The organism is Domibacillus aminovorans (assembly GCF_001643235.1).
Classification (GTDB): Bacteria; Bacillota; Bacilli; order Bacillales; family Domibacillaceae; genus Domibacillus; species Domibacillus aminovorans.
In genome coordinates this window covers 1-24,331 of sequence record NZ_LQWY01000022.1, presented here as the reverse complement: position 1 = coordinate 24,331, position 24,331 = coordinate 1, and the positions used below count along the sequence as shown (strand labels likewise).

General features: G+C 39.4%; 26 protein-coding genes and 4 pseudogenes. 10 read left to right on the top strand and 20 right to left on the bottom strand.

Going from position 1 to position 24,331, the window contains the following annotated elements; all coding sequences use genetic code 11:
* Positions 1–112 precede the first annotated feature (112 nt).
* Positions 113–427 carry a DnaD domain protein gene (locus AWH49_RS09415; RefSeq protein ID WP_157723700.1) on the top strand — a complete coding sequence of 105 codons (315 nt, stop codon included), beginning with the start codon at positions 113–115 and terminating at the stop codon, positions 425–427.
* A 194-nt stretch (positions 428–621) separates the two neighbouring features.
* Here the strand turns inward: AWH49_RS09415 and AWH49_RS09410 are convergent, their stop codons facing one another.
* The 9 genes from AWH49_RS09410 to AWH49_RS09370 all read right to left on the bottom strand — a co-directional run bounded on the left by AWH49_RS09410 (position 622) and on the right by AWH49_RS09370 (position 7,519).
* Positions 622–1,668: a 2,3-butanediol dehydrogenase gene (locus AWH49_RS09410; protein ID WP_063965487.1), complete on the bottom strand. Its 1,047-nt coding sequence runs from the start codon at positions 1,666–1,668 to the stop codon at positions 622–624.
* A gap of 128 nt (positions 1,669–1,796) precedes the next feature.
* Entirely contained in the window at positions 1,797–2,231 is a 435-nt protein-coding gene (locus tag AWH49_RS09405; protein ID WP_018393557.1) for a DMT family transporter, read from the bottom strand.
* 331 nt (positions 2,232–2,562) lie between these two features.
* Entirely contained in the window at positions 2,563–3,387 is an 825-nt protein-coding gene (locus tag AWH49_RS09400) for an urease accessory protein UreD (RefSeq protein ID WP_063965486.1), read from the bottom strand.
* Between the two features lies 1 nt (position 3,388).
* Entirely contained in the window at positions 3,389–4,000 is a 612-nt protein-coding gene (ureG, locus tag AWH49_RS09395; protein ID WP_018393560.1) for an urease accessory protein UreG, read from the bottom strand.
* A gap of 23 nt (positions 4,001–4,023) precedes the next feature.
* Complete coding sequence (locus AWH49_RS09390; protein WP_063965485.1) at positions 4,024–4,710, bottom strand: urease accessory protein UreF; 687 nt, start codon at positions 4,708–4,710, stop codon at positions 4,024–4,026.
* Complete coding sequence (ureE, locus tag AWH49_RS09385; protein WP_018393562.1) at positions 4,703–5,158, bottom strand: urease accessory protein UreE; 456 nt, start codon at positions 5,156–5,158, stop codon at positions 4,703–4,705. Before ureE ends, AWH49_RS09390 begins: the two co-directional genes overlap by 8 nt.
* 9 nt (positions 5,159–5,167) lie before the next feature.
* The gene (ureC, locus tag AWH49_RS09380) at positions 5,168–6,880 is read right to left on the bottom strand and encodes an urease subunit alpha (protein WP_063965484.1); all 1,713 of its coding nucleotides are present in this window, start codon (positions 6,878–6,880) and stop codon (positions 5,168–5,170) included.
* Between the two features lie 5 nt (positions 6,881–6,885).
* Positions 6,886–7,200 (bottom strand): urease subunit beta, encoded by a 315-nt coding sequence (locus tag AWH49_RS09375; protein ID WP_034287101.1) that lies wholly within the window; start codon positions 7,198–7,200, stop codon positions 6,886–6,888.
* 16 nt (positions 7,201–7,216) lie between these two features.
* On the bottom strand, positions 7,217–7,519 hold the full coding sequence (locus tag AWH49_RS09370) for an urease subunit gamma (protein WP_018393565.1): 303 nt from the start codon (positions 7,517–7,519) through the stop codon (positions 7,217–7,219).
* A gap of 209 nt (positions 7,520–7,728) precedes the next feature.
* Between AWH49_RS09370 and AWH49_RS21245 the strand changes: the two genes are divergently transcribed.
* A complete protein-coding gene (locus AWH49_RS21245; RefSeq protein WP_082862755.1) occupies positions 7,729–7,992 on the top strand; it encodes an urea transporter in 264 nt (87 codons plus the stop codon).
* A gap of 78 nt (positions 7,993–8,070) precedes the next feature.
* Positions 8,071–8,523, top strand: coding sequence for a hypothetical protein (locus AWH49_RS09365; protein WP_063965483.1), 453 nt, complete (start codon positions 8,071–8,073; stop codon positions 8,521–8,523).
* Positions 8,524–8,565: 42 nt separating this feature from the next.
* Here AWH49_RS09365 and AWH49_RS09360 read toward each other — a convergent pair whose 3' ends face one another.
* From AWH49_RS09360 to nagA, 4 genes are all read right to left on the bottom strand, one after another.
* Positions 8,566–9,303, bottom strand: a complete 738-nt coding sequence (locus AWH49_RS09360; RefSeq protein WP_063965482.1) for an SIS domain-containing protein — start codon at positions 9,301–9,303, stop codon at positions 8,566–8,568.
* A 28-nt stretch (positions 9,304–9,331) separates the two neighbouring features.
* Positions 9,332–10,054, bottom strand: a complete 723-nt coding sequence (locus tag AWH49_RS09355) for a GntR family transcriptional regulator (RefSeq protein WP_063965481.1) — start codon at positions 10,052–10,054, stop codon at positions 9,332–9,334.
* A 106-nt stretch (positions 10,055–10,160) separates the two neighbouring features.
* On the bottom strand, positions 10,161–10,892 hold the full coding sequence (gene nagB, locus AWH49_RS09350) for a glucosamine-6-phosphate deaminase (RefSeq protein ID WP_063965480.1): 732 nt from the start codon (positions 10,890–10,892) through the stop codon (positions 10,161–10,163).
* On the bottom strand, positions 10,889–12,088 hold the full coding sequence (nagA, locus tag AWH49_RS09345; protein ID WP_063965479.1) for an N-acetylglucosamine-6-phosphate deacetylase: 1,200 nt from the start codon (positions 12,086–12,088) through the stop codon (positions 10,889–10,891). The genes nagB and nagA overlap by 4 nt, the downstream gene beginning before the upstream one ends.
* Before the next feature lie 374 nt (positions 12,089–12,462).
* Between nagA and AWH49_RS09340 the strand changes: the two are divergent.
* The 6 genes and pseudogenes from AWH49_RS09340 to AWH49_RS09315 form a co-directional block, all read left to right on the top strand.
* Positions 12,463–12,888, top strand: a pseudogene (locus tag AWH49_RS09340) (PTS sugar transporter subunit IIA); the annotation flags it as partial.
* 20 nt (positions 12,889–12,908) lie between these two features.
* On the top strand, positions 12,909–14,447 hold the full coding sequence (locus AWH49_RS09335) for a maltose/glucose-specific PTS transporter subunit IIC (protein WP_018393572.1): 1,539 nt from the start codon (positions 12,909–12,911) through the stop codon (positions 14,445–14,447).
* A gap of 33 nt (positions 14,448–14,480) precedes the next feature.
* On the top strand, positions 14,481–15,173 hold the full coding sequence (locus tag AWH49_RS09330) for an N-acetylmannosamine-6-phosphate 2-epimerase (protein ID WP_063965477.1): 693 nt from the start codon (positions 14,481–14,483) through the stop codon (positions 15,171–15,173).
* Between the two features lie 459 nt (positions 15,174–15,632).
* On the top strand, positions 15,633–16,052 hold the full coding sequence (locus AWH49_RS09325) for a MarR family winged helix-turn-helix transcriptional regulator (protein WP_082862762.1): 420 nt from the start codon (positions 15,633–15,635) through the stop codon (positions 16,050–16,052).
* 12 nt (positions 16,053–16,064) lie between these two features.
* Positions 16,065–17,270 (top strand): MFS transporter, encoded by a 1,206-nt coding sequence (locus AWH49_RS09320; protein WP_063965475.1) that lies wholly within the window; start codon positions 16,065–16,067, stop codon positions 17,268–17,270.
* 372 nt (positions 17,271–17,642) lie between these two features.
* A complete protein-coding gene (locus tag AWH49_RS09315) occupies positions 17,643–18,239 on the top strand; it encodes an NADPH-dependent FMN reductase (RefSeq protein WP_034287119.1) in 597 nt (198 codons plus the stop codon).
* Positions 18,240–18,469: 230 nt separating this feature from the next.
* Here the strand turns inward: AWH49_RS09315 and AWH49_RS09310 are convergent, their stop codons facing one another.
* From AWH49_RS09310 to AWH49_RS09285, 6 genes and pseudogenes are all read right to left on the bottom strand, one after another.
* The gene (locus AWH49_RS09310) at positions 18,470–19,987 is read right to left on the bottom strand and encodes a DHA2 family efflux MFS transporter permease subunit (RefSeq protein WP_063965474.1); all 1,518 of its coding nucleotides are present in this window, start codon (positions 19,985–19,987) and stop codon (positions 18,470–18,472) included.
* Between the two features lie 508 nt (positions 19,988–20,495).
* A complete protein-coding gene (locus AWH49_RS09305; protein WP_063965473.1) occupies positions 20,496–20,927 on the bottom strand; it encodes an S-layer homology domain-containing protein in 432 nt (143 codons plus the stop codon).
* A 270-nt stretch (positions 20,928–21,197) separates the two neighbouring features.
* Positions 21,198–21,326 (bottom strand): annotated as a pseudogene (locus tag AWH49_RS21240) (sulfatase-like hydrolase/transferase); the annotation flags it as partial.
* Positions 21,327–21,995: 669 nt separating this feature from the next.
* A complete protein-coding gene (gene hxlR, locus AWH49_RS09295) occupies positions 21,996–22,358 on the bottom strand; it encodes a transcriptional activator HxlR (protein ID WP_034287135.1) in 363 nt (120 codons plus the stop codon).
* 280 nt (positions 22,359–22,638) lie between these two features.
* Positions 22,639–22,857: pseudogene (locus AWH49_RS09290) on the bottom strand (recombinase family protein); the annotation flags it as partial.
* Between the two features lie 211 nt (positions 22,858–23,068).
* Entirely contained in the window at positions 23,069–23,419 is a 351-nt protein-coding gene (locus tag AWH49_RS09285; protein ID WP_018393581.1) for a hypothetical protein, read from the bottom strand.
* Between the two features lie 314 nt (positions 23,420–23,733).
* On the opposite strand from AWH49_RS09285, the gene AWH49_RS09280 reads away from it, so the two are divergent.
* Entirely contained in the window at positions 23,734–23,964 is a 231-nt protein-coding gene (locus AWH49_RS09280) for a hypothetical protein (RefSeq protein WP_034287143.1), read from the top strand.
* A gap of 217 nt (positions 23,965–24,181) precedes the next feature.
* Here the strand turns inward: AWH49_RS09280 and AWH49_RS19695 are convergent.
* Positions 24,182–24,331: pseudogene (locus tag AWH49_RS19695) on the bottom strand (IS256 family transposase); the annotation flags it as partial.

Below are 24,331 nucleotides of genomic sequence, written 5' to 3'. Positions count from 1 at the left end.
TTTTTTACTCAGAATGGTTTATCTCTTCTCTGATATTTACCTTAATCATAAAAATCGATGTAAGTCAATAAATGAGCCGATTTGTGACCTTCTTACAGGCACGTTTAGTGTTATGGCGTTTGACCGGACGAAATGGTATTCGATTGATCTTGAAAAACTCGACTCGCTTATCGGACCAGGTGATCCAATGGACGAGATGACGGAATCCAAACAAACAGACGAGACGGTCAAGCCAGCTGCTTCTCTAAAAAGACAGAACACGCAACAAAATGCAGTATCCGAACGTGAAGCTTTTGAACAGTCACTCGGAATAGAAAAAGTGCCAGAAGCGATTGAGCTGGCCCGTTCTAAAGGAATTACGACGTGGGCATACATTCGGGCCATTTTACGAAATTGGAAAAAAGACAGTCACAAACCGAAAAAATGAGCACGAAAAAAACGGCTGCCGGACTGGTTTATAAAAGACGTGAGCGTGATGGAATGGGACGATCACTTTGAACAAGACCGCGCATCCTTTTTAGCGGAACTCCGCGGTGCCAAGATGCACGTCAAAAATAGTGCCAAGTCTCTCACTTAGAGACTGACACCATCATAAATATTGCTCATTCACTGCAGCGGTTGTTATTCACCGCTTAATTTCACAAGAATTTTCGCTTGTGATTTATCATTGATTAACGCTTCAAATCCCTTGTTCACGATCTCTTCTAGTTCGATATGATCTGTGATGACAGGCGTTGGATCAAGTTGACCACTCGCCATTAATTTAACCGTATCTTCGAAAACATCCGGCTCATAAGCGAGTGTCGATACAATATGTACACCGCTTGCTGTTAATTTCATTGGCTCAAAATTCACTGGTTTTTCATATAAAGCAACGATCGTGACAATTCCACGTGCACGTGTCACTTCAATAGCTTGATTAAACGTAGGTGCGACACCAGCCACTTCAAATGCACGGTCTACACCGTCTGGATAAATAGATCTAATATACTCAACTGGGTCTTTTTCGCCTGAATTAATGACATGTGTCGCGCCAACTTCTTTTGCTTTTTGCAATCTTGTTTCTGATAAATCAAAAGCAAATATCTCTTTGGCACCCGCCGCTTTTGCTGAAATAATCGTCAATAATCCAATTGGGCCCGCACCAAAAACGGCGACAGATTCACCAAATTTCATTTGTGATTCTTTAATTGCTTGCACGGTAACAGCTGTCGGTTCAATGAGCGCTGCCTGTTCTAATGACATGTTTTCAGGAAGTTTCACAACATTTTTTTCATCAACGACGACAAAATCTGCAAATCCACCATCTGAGTTTAAACCGACGAATGCAAATCCTTTATACATATCTACTAGTGGATCGTTATGTGTTCCGCTAATAATTAATGGATTAATCGCTACTTTATCGCCCTCTTTTAAACCGTGAACATTAGAACCGACTTCTTCCACAACGCCCGAGAATTCATGTCCCATCGTTAATGGTGCTTGTTGACCTGTTAAAGGATCGTTATATACTGGAATAATACTTGGTCCAGCTGCATACTCGTGTAAATCACTACCACAAATACCTGCCCATGCTACTTTCACTTTTACTTGATCACTAGAAACGTTGGAGATTTCACGTTCTTCAACCCGGATATCTTTCAAACCATACCAAACGGCTGCTCTCACTTTAAATCCCTCCATTTAAATATATGATCTTGACTCCTATTTAATTATAATAACTACAATTAGTGATGTAAAGTTTTTCAACTCGGAGTCTATTATTTCATCTAAAGGCAGCACGATGAAATAGACGTCTACTTATGGTTAAACAAATAGAGCGATACAAATAGCAAGAAGATCGCAACGGCCTTTTTGGCATCAATGGGCATACGCATGCCGCCAAATAGCCCAAATTGGTCAATAATCGCACCCATCACGATTTGTCCGGCAATAACCGCGGCGAAAGTAGACGCCACGCCAATTTTTGGTACGACTAAAATCGAAATCGTCAAATATAAAGCACCTAACAATCCTCCGAGCAATTGCCACTTTGGAACTGCCGTTGCGGCTAACAGATTGCCTTTTCCGAAGAACAGGACTGCAAAGAACAAAGCAAGCGTTCCAATACCGAACGAAATAAATGAACTTTCAAGGATGCCTGTTTTTTTTCCCAGTCCTCCATTGATTTGACTTTGAGCGGCAACGGCGATACCGCCAATGATTGCAAGTAACGGAAATAGTATCTTCACAAGTTTTAATCCCCTTATCTCATCCATATTTTACTTATCATTTTAAATGTAGCAAACGTTCTGCTAATTAACCATCGCTTTACATTCTTAAAAAACAAAAAAGAGACGTTTTCAAAAGAAATCCTTTTAAAAACGTCCCTATTATACAAATAAAACAGCCAGTCCCAATGCTTCTTCTAGGTTGGTGAAAGTAAGTAGTCCGTTTTCTTTTTCCCTTTGGACACGAGATTCAGTGCCCAATTTCACCATTCCAGCTCTTCTTTTTGCAGTAGAACTAAACGTGTATGCCCCACCTTGCCATACGCGATTTACTATGTTCTTCGTCCATTCATTAATATTTTCGTAAAGCCACTGGATCGCGGTCATACCATTCTTTGCGAAGAAACGAGCTGCAAGCAGCCATGAGTTCTTCAATTTTTTGTGTAGAATGAGCCAGTATACGCAATGTAAAGCCGCCTTCTATCAATAGAGACAGTCCTGCTTTGCACTCGTCTAAATCTTTTCCGATTACACTGTATAATCGTTGAAGAACGTCCTCATTTACTTGTTCACTCATCACAATCATCGAACCTAGATGAGTATACCCTTCCATATAACCGATCCCGTCCACACCAGCTTCATCGGGCTGCAGCTTTAAATGATCGAACATAATCAATTTTTCATCTAAATAAATTTCATTTTTCAATTGAAGCAAATCATACCGAAACCACTCTCCATCTGGAGACCAGCCCGGTGTTAAAATATCACTATAAAAAAGGGTGGCCCCACGCTCCATCCGAATGATCGTATTTTGCTTATACTTGGCATCACGATAGGCGATAAGCGGATCAGGTATGTATTCAAGCACACTGCCTTTTTTCAAGATGATTTCATTTTCTTGAAGAACGGGTGTATGCGGTGTTCTGTAAACTTTCGTCGCAGACTGTGTCGTCAAGATCAGCTCAGCCTGTTCCTCAAGTGTAATTTCCATCCGGTAACGGTCCCCATCTACATATCCGCCCCCTGGATTAATGAGAAAATAACATGCTTGTCCGCTGTTATCAAGATAATGGGGACGCAGCATTTTAAATGCACCTTGGAAATATACTTGTTTTGTTACCGTCTTATCCCGTTTTTTCTCCATGCTCAGACGCAAAACGCCTGTCCATTTGTCCATCTTAATTCAACCCGGCGAGTAAAACGTTTTGTTTAATCCAGTTGATGACTTCATCCAAACCTGTATTGTCCTGCAAGTTCGTGAAAATAAATGGTTTTTCGCCTCGGAATACTTTCGTATCAGCAGCCATTACATCTAGATTCGCATGTACATACGGAGCAAGATCGATTTTATTTATAATGAAAAGATCTGATTTAATCATTCCTTGTCCGCCTTTGCGCGGAATTTTCTCTCCTTGAGCCACATCGATAATGTAGATGGAAAAATCAACAAGTTCAGGGCTGAATGTAGCCGCCAAATTATCGCCACCGCTCTCCACGAAGATCAAGTCCAAATCAGGGTGGCGTTTTTTCAACTCTTCAATCGCCGCACTATTCATTGACGTGTCCTCACGAATCGCTGTATGAGGGCAGCCTCCTGTTTCAACGCCAATAATTCGGTCATCAGGCAAAACACCATTGTTCATTAAGTATTTAGCATCTTCCTTCGTGTAAATATCGTTCGTAATCGCCGCCATGCTAATATCACCCTGCATGTGACGCGTTAATTTTTCGACAAGCATTGTTTTACCGGCACCAACCGGGCCGCCTACACCAATTTTAATCGGTTCCATATTAAAAGCACGTCCTTTCATTATTAAGACATAAAAATACGGATATGTACCCGTTCGTGTTTCATTTGAGAAATTTCCAGACCCGGGGCCACAGCTCCAAAGTCAGCGATGTCCATTATCCGGATTTGTTCGACCGCTTTTGTAATCGATTGCTGAATATCACGTAAAATAAACTGACCGGCCGTCTGACCAAGTGGTATACCGCGCACTGCATTTTGAGTCAGACCCAAGATTGTCGAATAAAGATAAGTGGATAAAATGACATTCTCCGGCACATTTAACTGGTGAGCAATCATTGTAAATACAATAGCAGGATGACCAAATGCCTCTCCGTTCGCTGTTTTTTCTTTATACAGAGACAGCAAAGGAGCTGGATAAAGATCATTTCCGATAGTCAACATGCGCTCCCCTATCTTATACGTGCCCTCTCTCGTTTCTCTCGGAAGAGCTTGTACCGTTATTTTCCGGTCAAGCGTCCAAATCTCCTCGGCATCATTTCGTTCAAGCGCTTCAAAAGCAAGACGGCAGGCCAGTCCATCTGTATAGACGAGCTGTCCTGTTACATACATCCGCAGCCATTCTGAAAAACTGTCTTTATCGTGTACTTTATTTTCCTGTATGTATGTTTCCAAACCGAACGAATGACTAAATGCTCCTGTCGGCAAGTTGGAATCACATAGCTGAAATAAAGACAGCAAATAGTTATCCATGACTATGTCCTATATGCCGGAATGCTTTTTTCACTTTTCGTTTTTCACGCGCATACGGGATACCGAGCTCCTCAAGTAGTTCTTCGACAAGATAGTCATATTGAACGAGCATCTGATCTTCTTCAAATTGGGCTGGCAAATGCCGGTTGCCAAGCTGATGAGCAATCGTTCCCATCTCATTCATGCTTCGCGGCTGAATAACGATAACGTCGTCCGGAAATACTTCAATTAAAACGATATTCTTTTCATCCATGTACAGCACGTCGCCCGCATTTAACTCACGGGATTCGCTTAAACGAATGCCAATCTCACGGCCATGATCCGTTTTGACGCGCTGAATACGTTTCACTAAGTCACTGCTTTCTAAATACACTTTTTCTTTATGTGTACGGGCAACAAGCTCCGGATCAAGCTCGTCAATATGTCCCACAATTTTCTCAATAATCATCTTTTCACCTCAAAATAAGAAATAGCGTTGCCCCATTGGTACGACTTCTACCGGGTCACACGTAATATGTTCGCCATCCACACGTACTTCATACGTTTCTGGATCGACCGTAATTTCAGGTGTTGCATCGTTCATTTTCATGTCTTTTTTTGACAATGATCGAATGCCGTATACAGGAAGGACTGTTTTTTGAAGTCCCAGTTTTTCATGAACGCCGCCTTCATACGCTGCCTTTGAGACGAATGTAATAGAGGCCTTATATTTTGCTTTTCCCATTGTCCCGTACATTGGACGATACAAAATTGGCTGAGGCGTCGGGATGGATGCATTGGCATCGCCCATTAAACTATAGACAGCCTGACCGCCTTTTAAAATCATGTTCGGTTTTACACCAAAAAATTTCGGATCCCATAATACAAGATCGGCGAATTTTCCAACTTCAATCGAACCGACGTACTCGGAAATTCCGTGTGCGATGGCTGGATTGATTGTATATTTCGCAACGTAACGTTTTACACGATTGTTATCACCAACGCCATTGTCATTTTCAAATTTGCCCCGCTGTTTTTTCATTTTATCCGCTGTTTGCCATGTCCGTAAAACAACTTCTCCAATACGGCCCATCGCTTGTGAGTCGGAGCTCGTAATACTAAACACACCCATATCCTGCAAAATATCTTCCGCTGCAATCGTTTCTCCCCGAATCCGCGAATCGGCAAATGCCACATCTTCCGGAATATCCGGATTTAAGTGATGACACACCATCAACATATCAAGGTGCTCATCAATCGTATTCACCGTGTACGGGAGCGTCGGATTTGTCGAAGCAGGAAGCACATTCGGATAGCCAGCCAGTTTAATAATATCCGGTGCATGACCGCCGCCGGCTCCTTCTGTATGGTACGTATGAATAAGACGGCCTTTAAATGCGGCCGCTGTATCTTCCGCAAAACCACCTTCATTCAATGTATCGGAATGGAGTGCGACTTGAACATCATATTCATCAGCGATTTTTAAAGACAAATCAATTGCTGAACGTGTTGCACCCCAGTCTTCATGAACCTTCAGCCCGATCACACCAGCTCGAACTTGCTCTGCAAGCGGCTCTTCTGCACCGGCGTGTCCTTTTCCTAAGAAGCCAACGTTAATCGGCATATCTTCTGCCGCTTCAAGCATGCGGTGAATATTCCATTCACCCGGTGTAACCGTCGTTGCTTTTGACCCTTCCGCTGGTCCTGTTCCGCCACCGATCAGCGTTGTCAATCCAGCAGTTAGAGCTGTTTCTACTTGAGCAGGGTTAATGAAATGGACATGTGTGTCAATTCCGCCTGCTGTTAAAATTTTTCCTTCCCCGGCAATAATTTCAGTGGATGCGCCGATCACAATATCGACACCATCCATCAATAGCGGATTGCCCGCTTTTCCAATCGCAAAAATTTTGCCATCACGAACAGCTACGTCCGCTTTGTAAATACCTGTATAATCTAAAACAATGACACTTGTGATAACAAGATCCGGAACGTTATCGGCACGAACGGCAAGCGGGTGACTGCCCATTCCATCACGGATCACTTTACCTCCGCCAAAAACGACTTCATCTCCATATTGCGTATGGTCTTTTTCAATTTCAATAAATAAATCTGTATCCGCTAGACGAACGGCATCGCCTGTCGTTGGACCGTACATATCAGAATATTGTTTTCTCGTCATACGAAAGCTCATGTGTATTACCCCCGGTCTAATGATCCTTCTGTTTTATTGTTCAATCCATATACACGTCTTTCACCTGTGAATGCGACCAATTGTATTTCTTTTTTATCGCCCGGCTCAAAACGAACAGCTGCACCCGCTGGAATATTTAAGCGAAATCCAAAGGCAGCATCTCGATCAAATTCAAGACTTTCGTTAATTTCATAAAAATGAAAATGGGACCCTACCTGCACAGGACGGTCACCTTTATTCAAAACGGAAATCTTTTTCGTTTCCTGTCCTTCATTGCAAACAATATCGTCTGACTTTAAAATGTATTCTCCAGGTATCATGTCAAAAATCCCTCCCTTATCGTATCGGCACGTGAACAGTCACCAGTTTTACACCGTCTGGAAACGTCGCTTCTACTTGCACATCATCAATCATTTCTGCCACGCCTTCCATGACATCGTCTGCCGTTAAAATTGTCGTCCCATATTCCATTAACTCGGCAACCGTTTTGCCGTCACGAGCTCCTTCTAAAATTTCATACGTAATCAACGCAACCGCTTCCGGGTGATTCAGCTTCAGTCCCCGATCTTTCCGGCGCCTTGCCAGATCCGCTGCCACAACAATTAATAACTTTTCCTGTTCACGAGGCAACAAGTGCATATAAATTCCTCCATTTGTATCAACATTTTTGATTTCTTTCTGCTAAATAATATAAGATGGCCTCACATATATCAATTGTTACATATTAAACGTTGGTTTTTTGCTAGATATTTTAAAATCAGGAGCTTTTTTATGTAAAAACATGTCACTGCAAGCCGCTTGCCCGCCATGCTTTCCGCTTCACTAAAAGGGATCTCGCAAGTTCTTTTATCGGTGGTGAACATTCCGCTTTGAATTCTGGATTATACGGTTACAACGCCATATTAACGATTTTCGCCATCTCCGACGTTTTTCATAACAAAAAGAAGCGTATGCCCTTTTGCGGTCTTATGGCGGCGGCAACATCTGTGCTGATCACCGCAAGTCTGGATAGCTTCTTACTGCCATATGGTCTGCCACCTCTCACTATGCCGTTCGTTTTAAGCACATGGCTGTTTTTATTTGCCCAAAACGAATGCCTAACCTTTAAATGAATGTACCTGAAAAAGAGAATACTTATTATGAATCTAGGGAATACCTCAAAGAGAATGCTTTTAAAAGGAGTGTAAACAATGTCTGACAAAAACGAACTAGAAGAGTTTGAAGTAGAGCCTGTATTTGAAAATCGTCTTCACGAACGTTATGAATTCGCAGTTAAAGTTCATGGTAGTGAGTTTAAAGGTCATTTTCACAATGAGGAAATTCAATGGCTTCAACCACATCCGAGGCAAATGATCGGTGATGATAAAACGGACGCTTTAGAAAAAAGTATCTATAAGCTGATGAAAGAACATAGTACGACTAGTGGTGTTAAAGATGTCGAACTCACTCCAGCATTTGAGGGAAGATTGCATGAACGTCAACAATTTACCATTCAAATTCAAGGTGAAGAATATAAAGGCTTTGTTCATGAAGGGGAAATACAATGGTTCCATCCTCATCCCCATCAAGAGCTTAAAGATGAACACGTCCAGGCAATTGAAGCAGAGATTCATGAAAAAATAGCTGATCAAGAAAAAGAATAACCTTTTTCTTGATCGACTATGTCTCAGAATAGACGAAATAAGTTAGATTTCCAGCATCGGAATTCGGCTTTTGTACTTATTGATGAGTTCTCTATTATGTTCTTCGGCTCCATCAATGTTGCCACTTTTAAATATAGGGGGGGTAAAGTCATTTTCGAGCATGATCTTAACGGCTTCGACCATTATTCCATTCGCAATGGCCATACTAATAACTGTTGAGCCTGAACCAAAGGGTACATCGAGGGATTCTTGTGTCATAAGTGCATCTCCGACTTCAATATGGTTATCAATCGAAAGATCAACTGAACTATATAAATATTGTCCATTTTCATGTCGGGATGATTGGCTTTTGGCGTAGCTTGGAGAGGTTATAGCAATAACAAAAGCACCTTGTTTTTTAGCGATTTCAGCAACATCAATCGGAACAGGATTTCTTCCAGACGTTGAGACAACAATCACGATATCTTCTGGATGAATCCTGTCATGAATCATGAATTGCTCAGCAAAATGTTGTTGTTTTTCTAATTGTGACGAGCGTACTGCTCCTTTATGCAGCATGACATCTTCAATGAGTATTGGACTGATAGGAGCAAGCCCACCTGCACGATAAAATAACTCTTCCCCAATCATATGAGAATGACCGCAGCCAAATAGATGAATGATTCCATCATGTTGGACACATTCTGAAACCTTTTGAGCCGCTTTTTTTACCTTCTCTTTTTCATCTTTTTCGACAATGTCTAATAGTTCCCTCAACTTTTGAAAATAGTGATTGAACATGCTGAAAATTTCCCACCTTTATTCATTTTCACCGTTTCATCTGAATCATAAACTTATAACGATCTGCGCGGTATGATGATTTGACAAGTTCAACAGGAGTCCCATTTTGCAGAAATGTATTTCTTTGAATACGCATGACTGGTGCTCCTTTTTGAATGTTTAAATGTTGTGATTCCATTTGATTTGCGACGGACGATTCAATAACTTGGGAAGCATGATCGATTCTGAAATTTAATTGATTTTCAATATACGCATATAAAGATTGATTTACAATTTGTTCGGTTAGTCCTTTAATAAGATTAGCCGAAATATAATTTGTTTCTAGCGCCATCGGAACATCATCTGCTAAACGAATTCGCTTAATTTCATATACAGGCCCATATTCTTTAATGGCTAACTGTCTCGCAATTTGACTTGTCGCAGGAATGATTTCAAAGTGGATAAGTTGACTACCCGGCTTCATTCCTCGTGCTTTCATATCTTCAGTAAAGCTTGTTAAGCCATGAAGAGTCTGTTCGATTTTTTGTTCAGCAACAAAAGTCCCTTTTCCTTGTAATCGATGTAAGTAGCCATTGTTTACAAGTTGAGTAAAAGCTTGCCTGACGGTCATTCTGCTAATTTGGTATTTTTCTGCAAACTCTCTTTCAGAGGGAAGACTATCTCCTGGCTTTAGCTCACCTTTTTCAATTTGTTCTTGAATAAGTTCTATTATTTGATAATAAATAGGAATAGGGACATTCTTTTTAATCATTCTTCATTCACCTGTATCCTTTCCATACGAATCAAAAAACATGAATGAAGCTTCATTGAGCAGGTTACTTAATGATACGTTACAGGTATTTATCATAGGTGTACCGTCAAACCTGTACATTCCCACGTGCTGCTTCATCTACAATAATTGTAACACATGAATGCTTTCTTAATACAGATGCGGGGAAGTTTTCACTGATCTCACCGTGTACGAGTTGGAAAAAAGCTTCTCTTTTGTTAGTACCTGATATTAGCAGCAGAATTGCTTTGCTTTTCATAATGGTTGCAATCCCCATCGTAATCGCTTGGGCAGGAACTTCTGCACGATTGCCGAAAAATCTTGCGTTTGCTTCTCGAGTTGAATGAGTTAAGTCGATAATATGGGTTTGGCTATCAAAAGATGTGCCAGGTTCATTAAATCCAATGTGCCCGTTGCTTCCAATTCCAAGGATTTGAAGATCAATTCCACCATGTTCTTTAATCAAATGTTCAAAATCTGAACATTCTTTTTTCAAATCATTCACATTCCCATGAGGTACATTTGTTTTAGACATTTGAATATCAATATGATCAAATAAGTGATCGTTCATGAAATAACGATAGCTATTGTGATTATATTCTGAAAGGCCTATGTACTCGTCTAAATTAAATGTTGTTACATTTTTGTAAGACGTGTGGTTTTTTTGATGGTCTTCAATTAACTGTTTATACATTCCAACAGGTGTTCCACCTGTTGCTAACCCTAGGTTGATCGTTTGATTACGGCGTACGTTATCACGAACAAATTCAGCAGCTTTTTTGCTCATTTCTTGATAGTCTTTTACTTCAATTATATTCATATCGTTTCTCCTTCGCTGTGAAAGGCACGTTTTCCGCGGCAAAATGTCATCACTACATTTAGATTTTCATCCAAAATGACAATGTCTGCATCTTTCCCTACCGCAATACTGCCTTTGTGATCTAAGATATTTAATTGTTTGGCGGGATTGACAGAAGCCATTTCAACGGCATCTTCTAGTGAGCAGCCTGTAAAAGTTATAACATTTTTCACTGCGTGTCCTAATTTCAGAATACTCCCTGCAAGGGTGCCATCACAAAGAACCGCTTTTCCATCCTTAACGGTCACATCTTGACCACCTAGATCATAGGTACCGTTTTTCAAACCTTTTGCACGCATTGAATCTGTTATTAAAATTAACCCTTTCTTCCCTTTTTGTTGGTAAGCAAGCTTGACCATTTCTGGTCGAACATGAACGCCATCAACGATGAGTTCCGTTTTTAATTCATCACGCAAAAAAGAGGCTCCAACTACACCAGGTTCGCGATGATGCAGGCCACGCATTTGATTAAATAGATGTGTCACATGACTGACTCCTGCATTAATCGCTTCGATTACTTCATTATAGGTAGCATCAGAATGACCGATGGAAGCAATGATCCCATTCTCTTTTAAATGCTTCACCATTTCTAAACCTCTTGGTTGTTCGGGTGCTAACGTAACGAGCTTAATCTTTTCCTTCGCTAGTCTATTCCATCTTTTAAAATCCTCTACATTTGGATCGATGATATAGTTCAGTGGTTGTGCACCTGCTCTTTTTTTATTTACAAATGGACCTTCAAGATGAATTCCAATTATTTCAGCTTTTCCTGGCGTTTGCTGATCACAAATATAATTACCTGCATTGGCTAATGCTTCTTCAATGGCCACACCACTTTGTGTCATTGTAGTTGCTAAAAAGGCAGTTGTACCTTCTTGTGGGAGTGCTTTTGCCATTATATCTAATGCTTCCTCCGTTGTGTCCATTGCATCAGCACCATTGGCTCCATGAATATGAACATCGATAAAACCAGGAATCGCCTTATAAGTAGAGGCCACTTCTATAACGTCAAATTGCTCCTCATTGTCTACTTTTTCAAGTGATCCAAACTCCATTATTTTCTGATCTTTTATTTTGATATATCCACGTTCAATTTTCATATCTTCAGAATATATTTGCATGCCCTTGAGCAAGATAGGTTTATCTTTTGGATTCATTGAAATTTCATCCTTTCTCATCTAATTATATCTTAACATCCCTAAAGTATAGTTGTCTATACCAATTAATTTATTTAATTGACTCTCACCAGTACCTCTTGAATTATACATTAAAAATCGATACGTATTTATCTGTTTTATAAAAAACGGGCTTAAAAATTTTCAAAAATGGTATAGACATCTATAACGATAAGATGCTATGCTGTTTTTATCTTGGAGAGCCTTTTCAACCCGTTTAGCCAGAAAATCAAAAAAGGAGTGTTATTCACATGTTTGGATTTTTTAAGCGTAAAGAGAATGAAGTAATAAAGGATATAGCTGGACCATCTGGTACAACAGGTCTGTTGCCCCTAAATGATCAAGACTTTGTCATGCCAATTGAAGGTGAAATCATTCCGATTACAGAAGTTGAAGATCCAGTATTCTCAGAGAAAATGATGGGTGATGGCTTTGCCATTATTCCCACAAATGGTTCAGTTGTATCACCGGTTGATGGAGAAATTATGAATGTCTTTCCGACTAAACATGCAATTGGAATTAAATCAAAACAAGGGTATGAAATTCTAATTCATGTAGGTTTAGAAACCGTCAATTTAAAAGGTGAAGGCTTTACTGCTCTCGTTAAAGAAGGAGATCAAATCTCAAAAGGAACAGAATTGTTGACGTTTGATCTTGAGTACATTAAGAATTCTGCTCCTTCTACTGTCACACCAGTGATATTTACTAATGCAACAAATATCACTGTGAAAAAACAGGGTGAAGTAAGACAAGGGGATTACGGTATAGTATCCGCTCAATAAATTTATAGGAGGTAGTACTTATGGGAAAGTTTTTTGAAAAAGCTCAGCAATTTGGGAAGTCGTTTATGCTCCCAATCGCTGTCTTACCCGCCGCAGGTTTGCTGCTTGGTATAGGCGGTGCGCTATCAAACCCAAATACGGTTTCAGCTTATCCATTTTTAGATATTGTATGGCTTCAAGCGATTTTTACGATTATGAGTTCGGCAGGAAGCATTGTATTTGGTAACTTACCGATTATTTTTGCAGTCGGTGTTGCGGTTGGTCTAGCTCGTTCAGATAAAGGAACGGCTGGATTGGCTGCCATGATTGGATATTTTGTCATGAATAGTGCGATAAATGCCTTGCTCTCTATTACTGGACAACTTGCCAAAGACAATTTAGCTGGAGCCGGACAGGGTATGGCTGTTGGGATTCAGACACTGGAAACAGGAGTGTTTGGCGGGATTATCATCGGGATTGTCGCAGCCGCACTCCACAATAAATACAATAAAATTGAACTCCCTCAAGTTCTTGGATTTTTCGGAGGATCTCGATTCATTCCGATCGTTGTTTCCTTTACATCGATCTTTGTAGGGGCCGTTCTTTTTGTCGTCTGGCCTTATTTCCAACTTTTCATTAATCAATTAGGCTCGTTAGTGACGAGCACAGGAACAATCGGAACATTCTTCTATGGTTTTATTTTACGAATGCTAGGTCCTTTAGGTCTACATCATATTTTCTATTTGCCATTTTGGCAAACTGCTTTAGGTGGCACAATGGAGATTGGCGGGAAATTGATTAGTGGTACCCAAAACATCTTCTTTGCGCAATTAGCTGATCCTCAAACGGAACAATATTACGAGGGAGTTTCAAGGTTTATGTCTGGTAGGTTTATAACGATGATGTTTGGTCTACCTGGGGCAGCACTCGCTATTTATCACTGTGCTAAGCCAAAAAATAAAAAAATAGTCGCAGGAATTCTTCTTTCTGCCGCATTAACTTCCTTTTTAACAGGAATAACCGAACCACTTGAATTCAGCTTTTTATTTGTCGCTCCTGTTCTTTATTTCGTCCATGCTCTATTTGACGGATTAGCTTTTATGATGTCTGATATCTTTAATATCACAATTGGACAAACCTTCTCTGGTGGATTCATTGATTTCGTCTTATTTGGTATTCTCCAAGGAGTAGATAAAACCAATTGGCTCTATGTATTAGTTGTCGGTATTCCATGGTTCTTCTTGTACTACTTTACATTCAAATTTCTCATTAAGAAAAACAATTACAAAGTCCTTGGTCGTGAAGATGAGGAACAAGCTGTTTCCGATAATCAAGTAGCAGCTACTGAGCGTGCTAAAACGATTGTTGAAGGTTTAGGCGGATCACATAATATTGATGTAGTGGATTGTTGTGCAACTCGTTTGCGTGTCACAGTCAAAGATGAATCATTATTAAATGAAGGTATTATTAAACAAACAGGTTCAAAAGGTATTGTTAAAAAAGGAACTGGCGTACAAATTATTTACGGTCCACAAGTGACGATTGTTAAAAACGAAGTTGAAGAGTACTTGGATCAATGAGAATAGAATCTATCTGTACAAGGAGTGTTTTACATGCAACCAGTAGTAGATCAACTATATAAAGGATTAATTGTATCCTGTCAAGCATTAGAGGGTGAACCTTTACACAGTTCATACATTATGGGATGTATGGCCTTAGCCGCTAAGGAAGGTGGAGCAATCGGAATCCGCGCAAACTCTGTTTCTGATATTTTAGAAATAAAAAAACAAGTAGATCTTCCAATCATCGGAATCATCAAGCAAGTTTATGGAGAGAATCCTGTTTTTATCACACCCACTATGAAGGAAATTGATGCATTAATGACAACAGGTGCAGAAATTATTGCAACAGATGCAACCTCACGCATAAGACCTGACGGAAGTACATTAGAATCATTTTATAAGGAGATAAAATCAAAATATCCCCATGTTATTCTAATGGCAGATGTTTCCTCCGTCGAGGAAGCGATCTATGCCGACAATCTTGGGTTTGACATTATAGCTCCCACTTTATATGGATACACGGAAGAAACAAGTGGATTGAAAATTGACGATAACGATTATGCTGTAATTAAACAAATTGTCAAAGAAGTTAAAAAGGCAAAGGTCATCGCGGAAGGAAACGTCTCTACGCCAGAAATTGCCCGTTCTGTTTTAAATATCAATGTTCATGCAGTAGTAGTAGGTGGAGCAATTACAAGACCACAAAATATTACAAAAAGATTCGCTGATGCTTTACGAAAGTAGTTTATGTGATTGGATAATATAAGTTGAACGAATAAATAACTTCAATTAATCGTAAAAGGACTCAGGCTAATGCTTGAGTCCTTTTACGATTGTATTTAAAAAGTTGAACGATTACAACGCCAATATATATTAAAATAACGCCTACTACTCTGGCCAAGGTTGCTGGGTGATGGATGAATTGAATTTACACGTACATTAGCACTTGCTGATTCAATAGCTGCGCTTTTGTAAGTCTCACTACCGCATGTTTGGAAGCAATATAAGGAGATACAACCGGACTTACCTCATTCACTTTTACTATCCGTTCATTTTTTCAGGACATGATCCATAGCTTCCCCTTCTAAGTAAATGAAATACCCATTCATTTACTAGACATATAGCGATCGTATCTATATACTAAAATAGTTACCTACGTTAACTATTACCTTCGATAACTTTTTTTATAAAGGAGTGTTTCTAATCAAGACTTATCGAAAATTTTTTCAACAACTGTTGCTATTGTACCGGCCTTTTGAGAATCGACTTAATACCCGGCTCGCCAAGCATGATCTATACAGAGCGCAATGGTCCACCTTGTATTATTTATTCAACAACGGTTCTGCAACGCTTGTAGAGCTTTCTAATTATCAATATGTAGAGAAACCTACCGTTACGAGGACCATTCATCGCTTGGAAGAACTCGGGTATGTAGAGCATGTCCCCGGCAAAGATAGACGCGAAAAAAGAATGCAGCTAACAGAGCTTGGTAAAAACATCTATAAGGATGTCCGTGTGACGATTGACCAATTTGAACAGGATATTTTAAAAGGTATCTCGGAGGAGGAGCAGCTCGAGGCCATCCGCATTATGACAGAAATACGGAACAATATTATAGAGTAAGGGGATAATAAAGTGAATCAATCAAGACCTAAACTGTGGACGAAGGATTTTATCATTGTTTCCTTCGTCAATTTTTTCTTAACGTTAATCTTTTATTTATTAATGGTGACCCTCGCGGTCTACGCAGTAAATGAATTGGATGCTTCTACAAGTCAGGCCGGACTTATATCGGGGATTTTTATTATCGGAACTTTAATTGGGCGGCTGTTTATCGGCCGCATTATGGATTCGATTGGCCGCAAGAGAACGTTGTTCATTGGGTTAATCTTTTTTACGTTGACGACACTTTTATATTTTGTCAATTTCGGGATCACCTTCCTGCTTATTAACCGTTTCATCCATGGTATTGCACTCGGCGTGGCGAGCACAGCAACCGGAACGATTGTAGCCCAGATTATCCCGGCAACACGAAAAGGAGAAGGCATCGGCTACTACAGTATGAGTGCGACACTGGCTACTGCCATCGGACCATTCATCGGATTATATATGAGCCAGCACACAAGCTTCCAAATGATTTTTAGTTTCTGCCTTGCTTTAGGGATCATCAGTTTGATCACTGCATTCTTCGTATATGTGCCGGCACTAGAAGCATCAACAAAAAATGCTGAAACAAAAGGATTCAATCTTTCCAGCTTTATTGAGCCAAAGGCACTGCCCATCGCATTCATTACTCTAGCAATCGCCTTTTGTTACTCCAGCGTCCTTTCTTTTATTAGTTTCTATGCCATTGAAATCGACCTGGTGAATACAGCAAGCTTCTTCTTCGTCGTATATGCAGCAGCCGTATTAGCCTCGCGCCCATTCACAGGCCGCTTAATGGACGTAAAAGGCGCGAACTTTATTATGTATCCCGCCTTTCTTATCTTTGGAGCTGGAATGTTGCTTTTAAGTTCAGCAGACAAAAGCATCACTTTATTATTAGCCGGCTTCCTGATTGGCCTCGGCTTCGGTAATATGCAGTCAAGCACCCAGGCGATTGCCGTTAAATTGACCCCTCCTCATCGCATGGGACTGGCTACGTCGACCTTCTTTATATTTCTTGACGCAGGACTTGGATTCGGTCCTTATCTACTTGGATTCATCATTCCATTAACTGGCTACAGTACTCTTTATGTCATCATGGGTGTTGTGATCCTGGCAACGACTGTTCTGTACTACTTCCTGCACGGCAAGAAAGAAAGCGCAGCAAAGGCGATCCATGCTTCGACTTCGGTTTGATAGATAATGAGAAAAGGGACATCCTATAATAGGGATATCCCTTTTTTTTCGTTTCTTATTAGTAAAAATAAGCACTCGCTCTTTTCATTCTGCAAGTTTTCTTAACATGACGATGCCTCCTTCTTGTCTGCCAGCTTTTTATACTGGGAACCATCTGCATTTTTTAAATTTGATTCAATGTCTTGACAAATGAAATGGAGTGTATTAACATTACCTCATATTCAAGATATTCAAATTTAAGATAATTAAAATTTAAGAATAAAACCCCTTCCTTAAGAAAAGAACATTATAGGGAATATTCAATTCCAGATAAAGGGGTTGATATTATTCATAAATTTTAGTTAAAACACAACTTTATTGGTGGTGAAGTATATGGGTTTTTTAGACAAATTATTTGGTAAATCAACTAATGAGGAGGAAAAAACAATGTCAAAATTAAATATCGGAATTATTTTAGGAAGCACTCGTCAAGGACGTGTAAGTCCACAAGTAGGTGAATGGGTAAAAGGAATTGCTGAAAAACGTGGAGATGCAAATTATGAAATCGTTGATATTGCAGACTTCAATTTACCATTTGTATTTACAACTGCTGGTGATGAACCTGGAATAAAAGCTTGGTCAGAAAAACTTGCTAGCTTAGATGGATTCGTATTCATTACTCAAGAATACAATCACAGCATTACAGGAGCATTGAAAAATGCACTTGATTCAGCACGTGATGAATGGAACAATAAAGCAGCAGGTATCGTAAGCTATGGCTCAACAGGTGGAGCCCGTGCCGCTGAGCATTTGCGTGGAATCTTAGGAGAATTACTCGTTGCAGACGTTCGTACACATCCAACATTGTCATTATTTACAGACTTTGAAAACGGAACGGCTTTCAAACCGGCTGATTTACATCTTGATAATGTTAATGGTATGCTTGACCAAGTGATTGCATGGAGCGGTGCATTAAAAACGTTGCGATAAAAACCATTATAATAGAAGTAAAAAAAGGGTGGATCATGAATCCTCCCTTTTTTCGTGGTGAAACGAAATTTAAAAGAAGTTCTAATTAATCTACGATCACAGCACTATTCTCATTTAAAAAAAGAGAGGAGAAATCATCATATGACAATTTCTCCTCTCTTTTTGTTTTAGAAAATGCTTTACGAATGGAGTCAAATAATTTAACAGAAATTAACAACAGGTATCAACGTTTAATTATCCACCAATTTTGTTTTAATCTTTCCACTAGACGGTTTTCCCTCTAGTGTATCTTCTGCTTGTTTTGCTCGTTTAATAAAGAAAGCAAGAACAAGTGCTACACCTGCAATAAAAGTAGCCACTAAGAAAGCATCATTAATTCCTTCTAACATGGCTTTCATGGCCATTTGTTGTTGCATTTCAGCTGTTGGCTGCCCTGCCACATTTCCCGTAGCACTTGCAGCCATTTCAGTCGCATGTGTTTCCGTACGAGTGGACATGATTGTAACTAACAACGCCGTACCAATGGCGCCTGATACTTGCTGTAACGTATTGTTCATAGCCGTACCATGTGGATAAAAGCGTCTGGGCAATTGATTTAAGCCATTCGTCGAAACCGGCATCATCACCATCGATATCCCAAACATCCGTACAGAATATAAAATCATTAAATGTATATAGGAAGTATCAAGAGTTAATTTACTGAAATAATAAGTCGTGACCGTTGTAATGATTAAGCCAATGACCGCTAATACACGTCCTCCATACTTATCAAATAATTTCCCTGTAATTGGTGACATGACGGCCATCAAAATCGCCCCTGGCAACATCATTAACCCTGCATCTATTGGAGATATTCCCCGTATGGTTTGAACATAAATAGGCAGCAGCAGCATAGCAGAAAACATGGCCATCATAAGAACCATAGAAATGACCGATGATAAGGCAAACATCGGGTACCGAAAGATCCTGAATTCAAGCATTGGTCTGTCTAATTTATATTGACGTAAAATAAACGAAACTAATGAAAGAGCTCCAACAATAATCGTCCCATAGACTTGGGGGCTATCCCAGCCTTTACTACCAGCAGAACTAAATCCATATAGCAATCCGCCAAAGCCTACGCTTGATAGCAGAAGCGAAAATAAATCCAGGCGGATATCCACTTTATCCTTTTTATCTTTAAGTACAAAAAAGCCAATCAAAACAATAACAGCTGCAATTGGCGTGACAAAGTGGAAAAGCATTCTCCAGTCATAATGTTCAATGATCCAGCCCGATAAAGTCGGACCAATCGCTGGTGCACCCATTAAAACGAAACCGAAAACACCCATGGCAGCTCCCCTTTTTTCCACAGGAAAGCTCGTTAACATGACATTCATTAACAATGGCATCATAATGGCCGAACCAGAGGCTTGAACCATCCGGCCCGTTAATAGAAGAGGGAATGCATGGGCAAAACCAGCAAGAATGGTCCCGAGTGTAAATAAACCCATAGCTACTAAGAATAAACGGCGAACAGAAAATTTTTGAATTAAGAAAGCCGTAGTAGGTATCAAAATCCCATTTACTAACATAAATCCTGTCGTTAGCCACTGCACAGTCGATGGGCCTACATTTAAGTCCTTCATAATCGACGGCAGTGCGATATTTAGTAACGTATTGTTTAAAAAACTAATAAAAGCTCCGATCATCAGTACAGCGATTAGCCCATACGGTGGACGATCAGTCTTTTTTATAGTGTGATCCATTATTGTTCCCCCTATAAACTTACAGTTCATTTTTTTGTACTTATATTTCACGTATAGACTATAATATACTAGCAGTTCAAATATTACAATATAAAAATATCCCTTTAATAATTGAGTTTATATATACTTTATAAATGAGTATTATGAATATTTGTACAGAGAGTATAAACAAAAAAAGCGGAAATATGAACGTCAGGAAACTAGTTTGGGCTAAAAACGGCTCATCAATTATTTATTGATAAAGGTTTTCAATCCACGTCCATTCGAAATAGATTGGATCAAAGCGAAATCTTTAAAGGAACATGGAAAGTAAGAAATCCTATTGTGAATAACCTCTGCTCCTGTTGAGCAATGGCTACTTTTTAACTTGTTTCTTCTATTGTGTCCCGCTGTTCAGAATAAATTTCAGTCCACAGCGTCTTTTTAAAGACCGTGGCCTAACTCTTCTTCAAGCGCTGTTTATTTTTAAAACTAAAAAACCAGCTGCGTATGCAGCTGGTCTTCACTTTTATATAGCTGATTCTTCTGTTAAGTCAAATGCTCTCGACAAAAAAATCGCCATTTGTCCACGTGTCACTTTTTCATTCGGTTTAAAAGATCCATCAGGAAAACCTTGAATAATGCCGCTTTCAAAAGCAGATTGAGTATATCCGCTCGCTCCATGTGCTGCTTTTACATCCGTGAAAACGGTGCTTGTCCGTCCTCCATCTAATTGCAGTGAACGGCCTATCATAATCGCCGCTTCTGCTCTTGTCACAATTCCTTCTGCTTTGAATGTACCATTTGATCCGCCGCTCACCACACCTTTATTCACAAGATAAATAATCTTATCATACAACCGATGTTTGGCTGGAATATCACTAAAAGTACTTACATGCACATTGGTGAAACCGCTGCACATGAAAACAACTACGAGTATATACATAACCCATTTCCTCATCATTCCCTACTCCCTCAAAACCGAGTGCTTTTATCGCCCCAAACTGTGTTCTAGTGCTACGTACGCCAATATTGTTCATACATCCGGTACTCATTCTTCAGTACAGCGACAAGCTGGCATGCCTGGAACGTTCCCGCTCGTTGGAGAAATTCTTTTTTGTTTGCATTGTTCTTCAAGCATCCTTGTTAAAACTTGCTGGATGTTGGCCGATTGTTCTGTTGCAAATGCAGGGTCGGCTAAATTTTTTTCTTCTAGTGGATCGACTGTAAGGATGATCAACGGGACATGAATCGATTCTTCATACATGTTATACCACTTCTGATAAAGACCGCTATGTGCCCCTAGGAGTTCTCCGTGATCGGATGTAAATAAAACAATTGTATTTTTATGGAAACTCGATTGATGAGGATATTCGGTCGTTTCTTATGAGGATCAGTGCAGCTTCGTTTTCTCCCACACATCTTGTCCCCCTCCTTTTTAAAATGACAAATGCTTTACTACCTTATGTACATTCAAGAAGAAATTGACCTGTTGAAATACATGCTCAAACGGAAATTTTGTTTATCGGCATGCATATACATCAAAAAAGGAGGGGTTTTCTTGGCTTATTTATGGACGATCACGATAGGGTTTCTTCTTATTCTTGGACTAATCGGCAGTGTATTTTTCCACTTTGTTCGATCCGCACTAGATCCTCAAAGACACGACAAAAATTAATTATTAATAAAACGGTGTCAGTCCCCCATTTTTTACCGTACTGGGGACAGACACCGTCATTTTATTTTAATTATTTCAGATATTTATTTTATACTTAGTTAGATAGTTAGAACAATTAATGATCATCCGCTACGTTTTTCGAACTAGCTTTAAATATTCTATAAGTGAAGTAAGTTGGTTCTCGGTTATGTACTGTGCTAATTATGCTTTCATTTCTTCTTTAATACTTCATAGACTTTCCTCTAACTGTTTACCCTTATCGGTCAAACTAATTTTTTAACTCTACCGTCTTTCCCACTATTTGTCCTCTTAACTAAACCTTTGCGTTTTAATTCGAATAATATCTCTCCGTTATCGAGTTCCATTACTCCGCAATTCACTCATTGCATGGATTTCCATATAGTTTTTCCCCCATTCATCCATTTTTTCTAGAATAGGCAATAAACTTTCTCCTTTTTTAGTTAGTGAATACTCTACTTTAGGCGGAACAACTGGATAAACTTCACGATGGACAAGATGATCTTCTTCCAGTTCTCGTAATTGACTCACTAGCATTCGTTGAGTAATTCCTGGAATTAACGCTTTTAGTTCGCCAAAACGCTTCATTCCATCTTTCCCTAAATGCCACAAGATACGCATTTTCCATTTCCCACTAAACATAGAAAGAGTAAGTTCTTTTTCACAGTTAAATGTTTTGTCTTGTAAATGAATCATCATTTTGTCCTCCGTTCGTGTATTTTTCCATATTATCTAAAAAAGCGCATACTTTTCCTGCATGAACGGGCAGTGAGATCCCACTTTAGACTCAAAAGGATTTTATCGATTTTTACAATAAAGTTCGGGAAGGGAACGACTACATGTATTCATTTCTTGTCCCCTACTATTAATTATCTCTTAACTAAGTATATTATATCCAAGTCTGTTCTTTTACACAAATCCCAATTTTCCGAAAATAGTAAATTGGAGTTAGTATAGTTTCACGGACACCGGTCTACAAAGCGACATCAATTCCTTCACACTGCCGTTTTCGAATTTGATCCCGTTCTTCTTCTGCCATCCAAGAAAGAATCTGCAAAACAAGATCCGTTATGAAAGGCCCTAAACTGTCTTTATATTGAGTAGTGTCTAACAAAGGCATATCCGTCACGACAATATCTACCTGGATGTTTTTCGCGAGGTCGTTTCACTCGTGCAAAATCTCTTCCTTTGTTTTTTGACATGCGGAACGTCAGTTAAATATACACTTATAATATTTAAACGGCTCATATAAAATAGTTTGATCAAAAGTTTGAATAAAAAAATAACCCCCAACCGTGTTGAGAGCTATTTCTATATTAAAATTACCAATAAACAAAATCATGAAATGGAAGGACTATTCTGACACGTCGAATTTTGTACTGGATGACTGTTTACAAGCTCCCACTTCAAAAGCCGTTAAGCTTGATGTCAGAAGGAGTTGACGGTATTTTTGTTTTTTCTTGTACATCAAGTAACATTCTTTCAGCCAGTTGATCGAACCATCTCTCGTCACCGGTTTGAATGGCCAGATCAATCAAACAATCCCAATCCTCTTTTTCAAGTGTTAAATTGAGTTTTTCAACGCGATCTATGGTAAATAGTTTCGGTGTTGGTTTCATCGAGTGCATCACACCTTCAACGTAATTTGCTACTTTTGTGATAAACACCTCATTGCGCGCCACAGAAATAATCTCAATAAAACCGATCACCTGATAATTATCGATCTGAGCAATAACCCAATCTCCATTTCTCAACATGCGACTTGCTCCTTCCTGTATTTATTCTATGTCACCTGACATTTCTTTATTTAGCTGTACCGATTAAAATAAGGGCTTGTCTACCACTATGAGTAGTCTCCTATTATCATTATCCCATTAAGTCTTTTTAAAGCAATGATTAATAAGAGCCATAACTGGAAACGCTTTCATTTTTTCAATTACGTATAATTTTCAAAAATAGTTTCATTTTTCCTCTTCACAAATAAATATCTAGATATGGATATGAACTTTACCCCGGCAGAGTTTTTTCTTTTGTCCTTTTTGGGTATACAGTACAAAAAGGAGTGATTCATGTGAACAAAACAACTTATTTTGAACTCCATAAAGACTACCTACTCAAACTCGACGAACAAACAAGACAGTACGAACTAGATCAATTTGAGACAGTCCAGCTTCACATGTATAACTGGCTACAGAAGGAACGAGGACTCTCACCTGTTCAGGCACAAGCTATCATTGACCATTCTATCGTGAGCCGCATCATAGAAGAAAACAGCGGTGAGAATAGCGGAAATAAAGTATGAGCCATCAGGCTTCTTTTTTACCTTCTCATAGATATATATTCTATGTGAATTTACAACATAAAGGTTAACCGAATATTAACAGCCCAATCTCTCAATGCTATTATGAGAAATTGGGCTTTCGTTACTTCACAATTGCGCCCGATTGTTAAAGAAGAAATATCGGGAGCGTCAAGAATTTTGTGTAAATGACGGAATCCCTTTTCTTATGGACCGTCATTTAGTCTGTTGTTTTGAACCTGGCTGCGAGCTCCGCACGTGCTTGATCGAAACCGATATGACATCGTGTAGCGAAGCGTTGGTTGTATTCTTCGAATCGTGAAACAAGGAATCGTTCCAGTGCTTCTTCGTTCGGGAACTGCTCTTTTCG